At 66.7% G+C, this 12,733-nt stretch carries 14 protein-coding genes; 10 read left to right on the top strand and 4 right to left on the bottom strand.

What is annotated here, in order from left to right; translation table 11 throughout:
* Positions 1 to 13: 13 nt before the first annotated feature.
* Both fadA6 and kstR2 read right to left on the bottom strand, forming a co-directional pair.
* On the bottom strand, positions 14 to 1,174 hold the full coding sequence (gene fadA6, locus AU188_RS01665; RefSeq protein ID WP_059161952.1) for a steroid 3-ketoacyl-CoA thiolase FadA6: 1,161 nt from the start codon (positions 1,172 to 1,174) through the stop codon (positions 14 to 16).
* Positions 1,167 to 1,778, bottom strand: a complete 612-nt coding sequence (gene kstR2, locus AU188_RS01660) for a TetR family transcriptional regulator KstR2 (RefSeq protein ID WP_059162264.1) — start codon at positions 1,776 to 1,778, stop codon at positions 1,167 to 1,169. Before kstR2 ends, fadA6 begins: the two co-directional genes overlap by 8 nt.
* 93 nt (positions 1,779 to 1,871) lie before the next feature.
* Here kstR2 and AU188_RS01655 point away from each other — a divergent pair, with 93 nt between their 5' ends.
* Genes AU188_RS01655 through AU188_RS01640 form a run of 4 tightly spaced genes read left to right on the top strand, consistent with a single transcriptional unit; the run spans position 1,872 to position 3,793 of the window.
* Positions 1,872 to 2,381, top strand: coding sequence for a hypothetical protein (locus AU188_RS01655; RefSeq protein ID WP_059161951.1), 510 nt, complete (start codon positions 1,872 to 1,874; stop codon positions 2,379 to 2,381).
* 51 nt (positions 2,382 to 2,432) lie between these two features.
* Positions 2,433 to 2,744, top strand: a complete 312-nt coding sequence (locus tag AU188_RS01650) for a DUF2563 family protein (RefSeq protein ID WP_059161950.1) — start codon at positions 2,433 to 2,435, stop codon at positions 2,742 to 2,744.
* 6 nt (positions 2,745 to 2,750) lie between these two features.
* Positions 2,751 to 3,197: a putative alpha/beta hydrolase gene (locus tag AU188_RS01645; RefSeq protein ID WP_059161949.1), complete on the top strand. Its 447-nt coding sequence runs from the start codon at positions 2,751 to 2,753 to the stop codon at positions 3,195 to 3,197.
* Positions 3,197 to 3,793 carry a hypothetical protein gene (locus tag AU188_RS01640; RefSeq protein WP_059161948.1) on the top strand — a complete coding sequence of 199 codons (597 nt, stop codon included), beginning with the start codon at positions 3,197 to 3,199 and terminating at the stop codon, positions 3,791 to 3,793. Before AU188_RS01645 ends, AU188_RS01640 begins: the two co-directional genes overlap by 1 nt.
* On the opposite strand, the gene ipdF is transcribed toward AU188_RS01640, so the two are convergent.
* A complete protein-coding gene (gene ipdF, locus AU188_RS01635) occupies positions 3,790 to 4,578 on the bottom strand; it encodes a (5R,7aS)-5-hydroxy-7a-methyl-1-oxo-2,3,5,6,7,7a-hexahydro-1H-indene-carboxyl-CoA reductase (protein ID WP_059161947.1) in 789 nt (262 codons plus the stop codon). The genes AU188_RS01640 and ipdF overlap by 4 nt on opposite strands.
* Entirely contained in the window at positions 4,575 to 5,726 is a 1,152-nt protein-coding gene (gene ipdE1, locus AU188_RS01630; protein ID WP_059161946.1) for an acyl-CoA dehydrogenase IpdE1, read from the bottom strand. Before ipdE1 ends, ipdF begins: the two co-directional genes overlap by 4 nt.
* Before the next feature lie 47 nt (positions 5,727 to 5,773).
* Between ipdE1 and fadD3 the strand changes: the two genes are divergently transcribed.
* Genes fadD3 through AU188_RS01600 form a run of 6 tightly spaced genes read left to right on the top strand, consistent with a single transcriptional unit; the run spans position 5,774 to position 12,692 of the window.
* A complete protein-coding gene (fadD3, locus tag AU188_RS01625) occupies positions 5,774 to 7,327 on the top strand; it encodes a 3-((3aS,4S,7aS)-7a-methyl-1,5-dioxo-octahydro-1H-inden-4-yl)propanoate--CoA ligase FadD3 (RefSeq protein WP_059161945.1) in 1,554 nt (517 codons plus the stop codon).
* Positions 7,327 to 8,451 (top strand): acyl-CoA dehydrogenase family protein, encoded by a 1,125-nt coding sequence (locus tag AU188_RS01620; RefSeq protein WP_059161944.1) that lies wholly within the window; start codon positions 7,327 to 7,329, stop codon positions 8,449 to 8,451. Before fadD3 ends, AU188_RS01620 begins: the two co-directional genes overlap by 1 nt.
* 4 nt (positions 8,452 to 8,455) lie before the next feature.
* Complete coding sequence (locus AU188_RS01615) at positions 8,456 to 9,409, top strand: acyl-CoA dehydrogenase family protein (protein ID WP_059161943.1); 954 nt, start codon at positions 8,456 to 8,458, stop codon at positions 9,407 to 9,409.
* The gene (ipdE2, locus tag AU188_RS01610; RefSeq protein ID WP_059161942.1) at positions 9,406 to 10,347 is read left to right on the top strand and encodes an acyl-CoA dehydrogenase IpdE2; all 942 of its coding nucleotides are present in this window, start codon (positions 9,406 to 9,408) and stop codon (positions 10,345 to 10,347) included. The genes AU188_RS01615 and ipdE2 overlap by 4 nt, the downstream gene beginning before the upstream one ends.
* Before the next feature lie 52 nt (positions 10,348 to 10,399).
* Positions 10,400 to 11,512 carry a pyridoxal phosphate-dependent aminotransferase gene (locus AU188_RS01605; protein ID WP_172799376.1) on the top strand — a complete coding sequence of 371 codons (1,113 nt, stop codon included), beginning with the start codon at positions 10,400 to 10,402 and terminating at the stop codon, positions 11,510 to 11,512.
* 13 nt (positions 11,513 to 11,525) lie between these two features.
* Entirely contained in the window at positions 11,526 to 12,692 is a 1,167-nt protein-coding gene (locus AU188_RS01600) for an MFS transporter (RefSeq protein ID WP_059161940.1), read from the top strand.
* The last annotated feature ends 41 nt before the right edge of the window (positions 12,693 to 12,733 follow it).

Genomic DNA, 12,733 nt, shown 5'->3' with positions numbered 1-12,733 from the left:
CAGCCGCGCGTGACTAGAGGCGCTCGATGATCGTGACGTTCGCGGTGCCACCGCCCTCGCACATCGTCTGAAGGCCGTAGCGACCGCCGGTGCGCTCCAACGTGTTCAGCATCGTGGCGAACAACTTGGCGCCGGTTGCACCGAGCGGATGGCCGAGCGCGATCGCCCCGCCGCTGGGGTTGACCTTCGCGTGGTCAGCGCCGGTCTCCTTCAGCCACGCCATGACCACCGGCGCGAACGCCTCGTTGATCTCAACGGTGTCGATGTCATCGATCGACAGGCCGGTCTTCTTCAACGCGTACTCGGTGGCGGGGATCGGGCCGGTCAGCATGAACACCGGGTCGGCGCCGCGGGCACTGATGTGGTGGATTCGCGCGCGGGGCTTGAGGCGGTGGTCCTTGACGGCCTGCTCGGAGGCCAGCAGCACCGCGCTGGCGCCGTCGGAGATCTGGCTGGCCATCGCCGCGGTCAACCGGCCGCCGTCGACAAGGGTCTTCAGCCCGGCCATCTTTTCCAGCGACGTATCGCGCGGGCCCTCGTCGGTGACAAAGCCAGCCCCATCGACCGGGACCGGGATGATCTCGTTCTCGAAGTAGCCGGCGCGGATCGCCTCCTGCGCGCGCTGATGGCTGGCCAGCGAGTACTCCTCCATCTCTTCACGTGAGATGTTCCACTTCTCGGCGATCAACTCTGCGCCGCGGAACTGCGAGATCTCCTGGTCACCGTAGCGATGCAGCCAGCTCTTGGATTCGTTTGTCGGAGAGGTGAATCCGTACTGCTCACCGGCGGTCATCGCCGACGAGATCGGGATCTGGCTCATGTTCTGCATACCACCGGCGACAATCAGGTCGGCGGTACCGGACATGATCGCCTGTGCGCCAAAGGAAATGGCCTGCTGACTGGATCCACACTGGCGATCGACCGTGACGCCGGGCACTTCCTCGGGGTAACCCGCGGCGAGCCACGACAACCTCGCGATGTTGCCGGCCTGTGGTCCGATCGCGTCGACGCAGCCGGCGATCACATCGTCGACGACGCCCGGGTCGACGTCGACACGATCAAACAGTCCGCGCCACGCCGCGGCGCCGAGGTCGACGGGATGCACACCCGCCAGCGACCCGTTGCGCTTACCGACGGCTGTGCGTACGGCGTCAATGACATAGGCCTCAGGCATTGTCGGCTCCTTCTTTGGTAATGCCGCCGAGAACGATCGACAGATATTGACGGCCGACGTCTTCGGCCGTGAGCGGACCGCCTGGCTGATACCAGCGGACCGAAACCCAGGTGGTGTCGCGGATGAACCGGTAGACCAGGTCGACATCGATGTCGGGGCGGAAGTACCCCTCGTCGACGCCCTGGTTGAGCAGATCCAGCCACATTTTGCGTTGCTCTTGGTTGCGCTTCTCGACATAGGAGAACCGCTCCTGACCCGCAAGCCGCTTGGCCTCGTCCTGGTAGATGACCACCTGGGCGTGCCGGTGCTCGATCGCCTCGAACGACGTCATGAACAGCCCTTTGAGCCGTTCCAGCGGATTGGGTTCGGTGTCGACGATCTCCTGGTAGCGCGCGAACAGCCAGTCGAGGAATCCGCGCAGCACCTCGTCGACCATCTCCTCCTTGGAGGCGAAGTGGTGATAGAGGCTGCCGGAGAGGATGCCCGCCGAGTCGGCGATGTCGCGCACGGTGGTCGCGCGCAGGCCCCGCTCGGCGAACATCGACGCGGCGAGCTCGAGAAGCTCGTCTCTCCGGCTTATCGGCTGGCTCGCCGGCCGGCTCAGCGGTGCCTCACCCACCCGGACAGCCTATCAACCAAGCGCTTGCTCGGCTACATCGGTTGCAACCGAGGTCTTGCCCTTCGGTAAACATGTACGGTGACCGACCAGCCGCAAGAGACCGGATTCTGGAGTCGACTCTCCCGACGCACGAAAATCGTCCTCATCGCCGATCTGGTCATACTGGTGATCCTGCTTGGCGTCGCCGCGCTGTATGTGGAGAAATCCCGACCCGACCCGGTCGTGTCAAACGCCTCACCGACAAGTGCGACGACGTCAGCGGCGCCGTCACCCCTGCAGACCTCCTATGGTCTCGCGTGGATCGTCGCCGCGTGCGGCGGGGCGATGACCATGCAGGACCTGCCCAATTCGCCGTTGCCGCGAGCGGAGGACTATGCGGTCTGCCTTGCTCCCGGCAGCGGCGCCTCGTTGGTGACCGGGGTGTACGACGAGGGCGGGGCACTCGACGATGATGTCGCCGACATGCGCATTCCGCATCGCTATGCCACTCGCGTCGACGACATGGACAAGCATTGGCTCGTGTTGGTCGAGGGGGACAGCGCCGCACCTCTGCAACCCCTGCAGCGCTACGGCTTCCGCATCCGGTAGGCCCTGAATTCGGTGCACGTAGCAGCCACGGCGTCACTTTAGGCTTGGACCATGTTCGTCGACACCGACTTGCTGCGGATGGGTGCTGACTTCTCGAAGAGTGCCGGCGAGATCGCCATGCGAGGAGCGGAACGATTTGCTTCGACATCGCTACCTGCCGGGATTTTTGGCGACTTCGATGCCGCGCATGGCTTCCACAGCGCCCTCGGCCGCGCGCACGAAGCACAGGCCGCAACCATGCGAGCACATCACGCCAACTTCGACGGTCTAGCTGCGAAGGCCAACGTTGGCGCCGCGGAGTTCGAAACCCAGGACGAGGCCTGCGCAGCGACGGTGCGCTCGGCAGGTGAGAACATCACCTGACTCGAGATGACGGTCGACCTCAAACATCTAGATGTCGGGGTGCTCACCGGATCTGCCGGCGGTGATCCGTGGCAGATGAACCGGACGGTGCAGAGCGGTTCACCCGGCGAGATCAGTGAACTCGCGACGGCCTTTCACAACGCGGGCGTGTGCACTACCGAGACCAGCGAGGAGTTCGCCATTGCTCAACAGCGCTTCGCCTCTGCATGGGATCGTCAGGACGGCGGCGACCATCCGATCAACGACTCGGCAGAGGTCAAGCGCGCCATGGAATCCCTGCAACTCAATCGCGAACAGATCGGCGCGTCGGGAATGGCCGCCTTCGGCGCGTGGCTCGGCGCCCCGGCCGGCCCCGTCGGAATCTTCGCGGGCGCTTTTATTCTTGGCTCCATCGGTTCGCTCGGCGGCGAGCAGCTCGGTCAGAACATCTACCAGAGGGTGGCTGGGAGTTAATGAACGACTTCTTCATGGCGACCGCGTTCGTCGGTCTCGGCGCCGCGATCATCGCCGGATGGCTGCCGTTGCGTATCGGGCGCATCCTGTACTGGTCAGGCGCCGGCATCACGACTATGTCCGTGTTTCTCATGGCCTATCCGCCGGACTGGAAGTCGGGGCTGTTGATGTCGGTGTTCGCGGCCTGCGCAGTCACCGGCTTGGCCTACGTCAACACCGAGTTCATTTCGATCGGCGGTAGGACGTATTCGTTGTTCGGCGATCCTGCCAGCATCGACGATTACGGCGTCGGTTTGACCCCCACTAAGACCTGGTGGTTGGCGGTGTTCGCGGTAGCGACGCTGATCGCGAGCGGCGCAGCCTTCGTCGCCGACGGCGCACAGGCCTGGATTCCCGTCGGCCTAGGCGCCATCGCCCTTTTCGCCGCCGTCTCGCTCGGGTACCGTGACGCCCTCGCCGGCCGCCCAATCGCAGCCGGACAAAAACTACAACTCGGACTCCTGGCGGTGCTGACCCTCGGCGTCTTCCCGGTCGTATATCTGGGAGCGTACAAAACAGGCAAGCGACGGACTGTCGACAAGCCGGCCGACTGTTAAGCCCGCTGGCTCGACACCGAAATGACTTCTCCAGTCAGGTAACTGGAGTACTCACTGGCCAGGAACGCGATCGTGGCCGCGACTTCCCACGGCTCGGCCGCGCGCCCGAACGCCTCGCCTTCCGACAGCCGATCCAGGAGGTCCGACGAGCTCGTCTTCTCGAGGAACTTGTGCCGGGCGATGCTGGGCGACACCGCGTTGATCCGCACGCCGTACTCGACGGCTTCGATCGCGCTGCACCGCGTCAACGCCATCACGCCGGCCTTCGCCGCGGCGTAATGCGACTGTGAATGCTGTGCGCGCCAACCCAGGACACTGGCGTTGTTGACGATCACCCCGCCATGGTCGGCTTCGCGGAAGTAGCTCAGCGCCGCCCGCGTCGCGCGCATCACCGACGTCAGCGTCACGTTGAGGACACGGTCCCATTCCTCGTCGGTCATGTCGACGACGGGCGTCTGGCCGCCCAGACCCGCGTTGTTGACCAGCACGTCGAGTCGGCCCATCCGCGCGGTGGTCGACGCGATCAGCGCATCGACCTGCGCGGTGGACGTCACGTCGCAGACCACACTCTCGACGCGGCCCAGCCCCAGTTCGGCCAACTGGTCGCGGGTCTCGCCCAGTCGCCGCTCGTGATGGTCGGACACGACGACGTCGGCACCTTCGAGCAGCGCCCGACGCGCCACCGCCGACCCGATTCCGGTGCCGGCCGCCGCGGTCACCACGACGACCTTTCCGGTCAGAAGGCCGTGGCCGCCAATCTCTTTCGGAGCCTCAGCCAAGTTCACGCGCCTTTGACCTCTCTCGGTAGTCCGAGCACACGCTCGGCGATGATGTTGCGCTGCACCTCGTTGGACCCGCCGTAGATGGTGTCGGCGCGCGAGAACAGATACAGCCGCTGCCATTCGTCGAAGTCACCGTCGGTCAGCGTCAGCCCTTCGCGGCCAAGCACGTCCATCGCGATCTCCCCGAGTTCGCGATGCCAGTTGGCCCACAACAGCTTCGACACGTTGTCTTGCCCCGGCTGCTCGACGTCCATCGTGGCCAGCGCATAGGACCGCATCGTGCGCAGGCCCGCCCATGACCGTGTCAACCGCTCGCGGATCAACGGATCGTCAGCGGCGCCGGTGCGTTTCGCCAATTCGGCGACTCCCGACAGCTCGCGCGCATATTCAATCTGCTGGCCGAGCGTCGAGACGCCGCGCTCGAAGGTCAACGTGCCCATCGCGACCCGCCAGCCGTCGCCAGGCTCACCGACAACCAGCGAGGCATCGGTGCGGGCATCGTCGAAGAACACCTCGTTGAACTCCGAGTCACCGGTCAGCTGCACTATCGGCCGGATCTCGACGCCCGGCTGGTCCAGCGGTACGAGCAGATACGACAGGCCCGCATGCCGCTTGGAGCCCTTCTCCGTGCGCGCGATGACGAAGCACCACTGCGCCCAGTGCGCCAGCGACGTCCACACCTTCTGGCCGTTGATGACCCACTGATCACCGTCGAGTTCGGCCGTCGTCGCCACGTTGGCCAGATCGCTACCAGCTCCGGGTTCGGAGTAGCCCTGACACCACAGTTCGGTGACATCGAGGATTCTCGGCAGGAACCGCTGCTGCTGCTCGGGCGTGCCGAAGGCGATCAACGTCGGGCCGAGCAATTCCTCACCGAAGTGGTTGACCTTCGCCGGGGCGTTCGCGATCGCATATTCCTCGTAGAACGCGACCCGGTGCGCGACCGACAATCCGCGACCGCCGTGCTCCTGCGGCCAGCCCAGGCACGTCAACCCGGCGGCCGCCAGGTGCTGGTTCCACGCCCGGCGTTCCTCGAACGCCTCGTGCTCCCGGCCCGGCCCACCGAGCCCTTTCAGCGCCGCGTACTCCCCGACGAGGTTGTCGGCAAGCCAGCCACGGACCTCGGCCCGGAACTCCTCGACCGTAATCACCCTTGTAGGCTAACCTACCAAGCACTTGCTTTGTTAGAGGAGCATCAATGACTGGCGATCGGCGGACCATTCCGGAGGTCTTGGACCGGATCGCCGACCGGTTTTCCGGCCACAATGCGCTGGTCACAGCCGATCGCACCATCAAGTACGCCGAGCTGCGCGATGAGGTCCGCCGCGCGGCCGCGGCGATGATCCAGTTCGGAATCAAGCCCGGCGACCGGGTCGCGATCTGGTCACCGAACACCTGGCACTGGGTGGTGGCGTGCCTGGCCACGCATTACGCCGGCGGCGTCATGGTCCCGCTGAACACGCGCTACACCGCCAGCGAGGCCACCGACATCCTGGCCCGCACCGGCGCCCCGCTGCTGTTCGCCTCCGGTGAGTTCCTCGGGGCCGACAAGGCCGCGTCCGTCGATCGCGACGCGTTACCCGCCCTGCAGCACGTGGTGCGCGTGCCGATCGAAAAGGACGACGGCACCTGGGACGAATTCATGGCAGAGGGAAAGGACCTCGACGAGGTCGACGCCCGCGCCGCTGCCGTCGCGCCCGACGATGTGTCCGACATCCTGTTCACCTCGGGCACGACGGGGCGCAGCAAGGGCGTGCTGTGCGCGCACCGGCAGTCGCTGGACGCATCCGCCGCGTGGGCCGCCTGCGGCCAACTCACCAGCGACGACCGATATCTCTGCATCAACCCGTTCTTCCACAACTTCGGTTACAAGGCAGGCATCCTGACTTGTCTGCAGACCGGCGCGACGCTCATCCCCCAGCTGACATTCGACCCGGAGCAGGCGATGGCCGCGGTGGCCGAGCACCGCATCACCGTGCTGCCCGGTCCGCCGACCATCTACCAAACTCTGCTCGATCACCCGAAACGTGCCGACTACGACCTGAGTTCGCTGCGCTTCGCCGTCACGGGCGCGGCGACGATCCCGGTGGTGCTCATCGAACGCATGCAGGACGAACTCGACATCGACATCGTGCTGACCGCCTACGGCCTGACCGAGGCGAGCGGGTTCGGCACGATGTGCCGTGCCGACGACGACGCGGTCACCGTCGCCACCACGTCGGGCCGGCCGATCGCGGATTTCGAACTGCGCATAGACGATCCGGCCGCTGACGGTACCGGTGAGGTGCTGTTGCGCGGCCCCAACGTGATGCTCGGGTACCTCGACGACCCCGAGGCGACTGCAGCGGCGATCGACTCCGACGGCTGGTTGCACACCGGTGACGTCGGCACCATCGACGAGAACGGCAACCTGCGCATCACAGACCGGCTCAAGGACATGTACATCTGCGGCGGGTTCAACGTCTATCCGGCCGAGATCGAGCAGGTTCTGGCCCGCCTCGACGGCGTCGCCGAATCCGCTGTGATCGGGGTTCCCGACGAACGACTCGGCGAAGTCGGCAAGGCGTTCATCGTCACCAAGTCCGGTGTCGAACTCGATGAAGAGACCGTAATCGCTTACACCCGGGAACATCTCGCGAACTTCAAGACACCCCGGTCGGTGAAGTTCCTGGATGCGCTGCCGCGTAACCCGGGCGGCAAAGTGGTCAAGCCGCTATTGCGCCAACACAGTGAGAGGACTGAGTCTTCCTGATGGACCTGAAGTTCGACGACGCCACCTTGGCCTTCCAGGCCGAGGTGCGCGAGTTCCTGGCGAACAACAAGGACTCGTTCCCGACGAAGTCCTACGACACCGCCGAGGGTTTCGAACAGCATCGTCGTTGGGACAAGGTGCTTTTCGACGCCGGCCTGTCGGTCATCACCTGGCCCGAGAAGTACGGTGGCCGCGACGCGACCCTGCTGCAGTGGGTCGTCTACGAAGAGGAGTACTTCCGCGCCGGCGCGCCGGGTCGCGCCAGCGCCAACGGTACTTCGATGTTGGCGCCGACATTGTTCGCGCACGGCACCGAAGAACAGCTCGATCGTGTGCTGCCGAAAATGGCCACCGGCGAGGAGATCTGGGCGCAGGCTTGGTCGGAGCCGGAATCCGGCAGCGACCTGGCGTCCCTGCGCTCGACGGCGAGGAAAACCGACGGGGGCTGGCTGCTCAACGGGCAGAAGATCTGGAGCTCGCGGGCGCCGTTCGGCGAACGGGCCTTCGGCCTGTTCCGTTCCGATCCGGAGGCGCAGCGCCACAAGGGCCTGACGTATTTCATGTTCGACCTCAAGGCCGAAGGCATCACGGTGCGTCCCATCGCGCAGTTGGGCGGCGACACCGGGTTCGGCGAGATCTTCCTCGACGACGTGTTCGTTCCCGACAACGATGTCATCGGCGAGGTGCACGACGGGTGGCGCGCGGCGATGAGCACCTCGAGCAACGAGCGCGGTATGTCGTTGCGCAGCCCCGCCCGCTTCCTGGCGCCGGCTGAACGGTTGGTGGCCGAATGGGCCAAGGACCGCAACCCCGCGTACGCCGACCGGGTCGCCGATGCGTGGATCAAGGCGCAGGCGTACCGGTTGCACACGTTCGGGACCGTGACGCGCATCGCCGCAGGCGGCGAGTTGGGCGCCGAGTCGTCGGTGACCAAAGTGTTCTGGTCGGACCTCGACGTCGCGATCCACCAGACCGCACTCGACCTGCGCGGCGCCGACAGTGAGCTCGTCGACAAGTGGACCGATGGCCTGCTGTTCGCGCTCGGCGGCCCGATTTACGCCGGTACCAACGAGATTCAGCGCAATATCATTGCCGAGCGCCTCCTGGGACTTCCCCGAAAGTAGTCATATGAACTTCGAATTGGACGAACAGCAGCGCGACTTCGCGGCCAGTATCGACGCCGCGCTGGGCGCCGCCGATCTGCCGGGTGCGGTCCGGGCGTGGGCGGCGGGTGACACGGCGCCCGGCCGCAAGGTGTGGGCGCAGTTGACCGACCTCGGCGTGACCGCGCTCGTGGTGCCGGAGAAGTACGACGGTATCGAGGCGCACCCGGTGGACCTGGTGGTCGCCACCGAACGTCTCGGCCGGTGGTGCGTGCCGGGCCCGGTCGTCGAATCCATTGCGGTCGCACCAATTCTGCTCGCTGACGACGAGCGCAGCGCCGCGCTGGCCGCAGGCGAGCTGATCGCCACCGTCGCCCTGCCACCGCACGTGCCCTACGCCGTCGACGCCGATACCGCCGGCCTGATCCTGATGGCCGACAACAACGAGGTGCGCGAGGGCGCCGCAGGTGCGCGCCACGAGTCCGTGGATCCGAGCCGAAAGCTGTTCGATGTCAGCGCTTCCGGCGATGCCAAGCCGGCCGATGTCGCGCGAGCCTACGAGTTCGGCGTGTTGGCGACGGCGGCGCAACTGGTCGGAGCCGGGCAGGCGATGCTCGACATGTCGGTCGAATACGCCAAGCAGCGCAGCCAGTTCGGCAAGGTGATCGGTACCTATCAGGCGATCAAGCACAAGCTCGCCGATGTGCACATCGCCGTCGAACTGGCCCGTCCGCTGGTGTACGGCGCCGCGCTCTCGCTGGCGGACAATTCACCCGACACCGCGCGGGACGTCAGCGCCGCCAAGGCCGCCGCGGCCGACGCCGCACTGCTGGCGGCACGGTCGGCGCTGCAGACGCACGGCGCGATCGGGTTCACCCAGGAGCACGACCTGTCGCTGTGGTTGCTGCGCGTTCAGGCGCTGCGCTCGGCGTGGGGCGATCCGTCCGTGCACCGTCGGCGGGTATTGGAGGCCTTGTGACCGAAGAACGTCAACTGCTTCGTGAGACGGTGGCCGCGCTGGTCGACAAGCACGCGGCGCCTGCGGCGGTCCGCGAAGCGATGGAATCCGAACGCGGATACGACGAGTCGCTGTGGAAGCTGCTGTGCGAGCAGGTCGGTGCGGCGGCGCTCGTCGTGCCCGAGGAACTCGGCGGTGCGGGCGGCGAACTCGCCGACGCGGCCGTTGTGCTCGAGGAACTCGGCAAGGCGTTGGTGCCGACGCCGCTGCTCGGCACCACGCTCGCGGAGTTGGCCCTGCTGGCCGCGGACGAACCGGACACCGAGGCCCTGGAGGGTCTTGTCGAAGGTGTCAAACTCGGCGCCGTCGTTTTCGACGCCGATCATGTGGTCAACGGTGACGTCGCCGACGTGGTGATCGCCGCCGACGGCGAGCGGTTGTCCAGGTGGACTCGGTTCACCGCTGCGCGGGTCGACGCGATGGACCTCACGCGCCGGCTGGCGCGCGTCGAAGCCCAGGACACCGCGGACATCGGCGCCGACCCCGGCCTCGCCGACACCGCGGCCCTGTTGCTGGCCGCCGAGCAAATCGGTGCCGCCACCCGATGCCTGGACCTGACGGTGCAGTACACCAAGGACCGGGTGCAGTTCGGCAGGCCCATCGGAAGTTTCCAGGCGCTCAAGCATCGGATGGCCGACCTTTACGTCGCCGTGCAGTCCGCGCGGGCCGTCGTGGACGAGGCGATCGCCACGCCGTCGCCGACTTCGGCTGCGCTGGCGCGGTTCTCGGCCAGCGAGGCGTTCACCAAGGTGGCCGCCGAAGCCGTGCAGATGCACGGTGGTATCGCGATCACCTGGGAGCACGACATCCAGCTGTACTTCAAGCGGGCGCACGGCAGTGCGCAGCTGCTCGGACCACCGCGTGACCATTTGCGGCGGCTCGAATCCGAAGTGTTCTAGCGTTAGCAGCGTGAGCATCTCGCTGCGGTCCGGTATTCCGCCGTTCTACGTGATGGACGTGTGGCTGGCCGCCGCGGAACGCCAGCGCAGCCACGGCGATCTGGTCAACCTGTCGGCGGGCCAACCCAGCGTCGGCGCCCCCGCCGCCGTCCTTGCAGCGGCGAAAGAGGCGCTGGACACCACCGTGCTCGGCTACACCGTCGCGTTGGGCGTTCCGGAATTGCGTGCGGCGATCGCCGGCCAGTACCTCGACCGGCACGGCCTCGTCGTGGACCCGAACGACGTGGTGATCACGACGGGCTCGTCGGGCGGGTTTCTGTTGGCCTTTCTCGCTTGCTTCGACGTCGGCGACCGGGTCGCGATCGCCAGCCCGGGCTACCCCTGCTATCGCAACATCCTCTCGGCGCTGGGCTGCGAAGTCGTCGAGATCCCCTGCGGCCCCGAGACGCGCTTTCAGCCGACGGTTCAGATGCTCGCGGACCTCGACCCGCCCGTGCAGGGTGTCATCGTGGCGAGCCCGGCAAATCCGACCGGCACGGTCATCCCTCCGGACGAATTGGCGGCGATCGCCGCTTGGTGCGATACGACCGGAGTGCGGCTGATCAGCGACGAGGTGTATCATGGGCTGGTTTACGAGGGCGCTCCGGCGACCAGTTGCGCATGGCAGACGTCGCGCAATGCCGTTGTCGCCAACAGCTTTTCGAAGTACTTCGCGATGACCGGGTGGCGGCTGGGCTGGCTACTGGTCCCGCAGGAACTGCAGCGTGCGGTGGACCGTCTGACGGGCAACTTCACGATTTGCCCGCCGACGCTGCCGCAACTCGCCGCGATCGCGGCGTTCACCCCGGAGTCGATCACCGAAGCCGACGCGCTGCTGCACCAGTACGCCGCCAACCGTCGGCTGCTGCTCGACGGGCTGCGCGGGCTCGGCATCGACCGACTGGCCCCCACCGACGGCGCCTTCTACGTCTACGCCGACGTCTCGCATCTGACCACGGACTCGCTGTCGTTCTGCTCAAAGCTGTTGGATGACACCGGCGTTGCGATCGCACCCGGGATCGACTTCGATCCGGCACGGGGCGGATCGTTCGTCCGGCTGTCGTTCGCGGGACCGACGAGCGATATCACCGAGGCGCTGCGCCGCATCGGCGCGTGGCTGGGCTGAGGTTTCCGCGCGCGTGAGTACCACTGCGCGGCGGGCACCGCTGTTGGCGGCCGGTTTCACCACTGCCTTCGGCGCCCACGCTGTCGCAGGCACGCTCGGGACCACCACGACCGGTACAGCCGCCTCACTGCTGACGCTCGGTGCGCTCCTCGCGATCTACGACGGTGCGGAGGTGGTGCTGAAGCCAGTGTTCGGAACGCTCGCCGACCGGATCGGCGCCCGCACCGTCCTGATCGCCGGGTTGGTGGTCTTCGTGGTCGCGTCGGCGTCCTACGCCGCCTTTGACAACGCGGCGTGGCTATGGGCAGGCCGGTTGGGCCAGGGCGTCGGCGCGGCGGCGTTCTCTCCCGCCGCGTCGGCGCTGGTTGCCCTGATGACTCCGCCCACCGCCCAGGGGCGCGCATTCGGAACGTACGGCTCGTACAAATCGATCGGCTACACACTCGGACCATTACTCGGTGGCCTGATCGTCACGCTGGGCGGGCTGCAGAGCCTGTTCGCCGTGATGGCCGTGCTCGCAACCGTGGTCGCCGTGTGGGCATGGATATCCGTGCCGGCCGTGACACCGCTGCCCCGGCGGCGTCAGACGCTGCTCGACACTCTGCGCAGGTTCTCCGAGTCCTCCTTTGTCACACCGACCCTCGCGCTTGCGGCGGCCACCGCTGCGCTGTCGGTCGGCGTTGGCTTCCTGCCGGTTCTCGGCATCCAGGCCGGCCTGAGTCCCGTCGTCACCGGCGCCGTCGTCTCCGTGCTCGCGCTCACCACAGCGGTCGCGCAGCCGATGGCCGGGCGGGCGCACGACGCGGGCAGAATCACCCTCAACGCGGGCATTGCGATCGGAATGGTCCTGACCGCAGCCGGTTTGGTGGTTGCGGCCTTGCCCGGCCTCGCGGGCCTGCTGTGCGCCGCCGTTGTCATCGGCACCGGCTGCGGACTCATCACCCCGCTGGCCTTCACGATGCTCGCGAAGACGACCCCCAGCGAGCGGCTGGGCCAGACGATGGGCGCTGCGGAGATCGGCAGGGAGAGCGGTGACGCCGCGGGGCCGCTCGTCGTGGCATCGATCGCGGCTGCCTCGACCGTGGCACTCGGGTTCGCCGGCCTGGCCGTTCTCGTCGGCGCGGCCGGACTCACTTCTGCGGCGGTCGCGCGTGCGAAGGGCAGCACCACTCACCAGTGACCAGCGACCGACCGCTTGTCGGTAGGGGGGTATACGGTCGG

Origin of the sequence: Mycobacterium sp. IS-3022, assembly GCF_001500065.1 — a bacterium.
In the GTDB taxonomy this organism is placed as follows: domain Bacteria; phylum Actinomycetota; class Actinomycetes; order Mycobacteriales; family Mycobacteriaceae; genus Mycobacterium.
The sequence above is the reverse complement of the archived record's forward strand: the minus strand, read 5'-3'. Positions and strand labels throughout refer to the sequence as shown.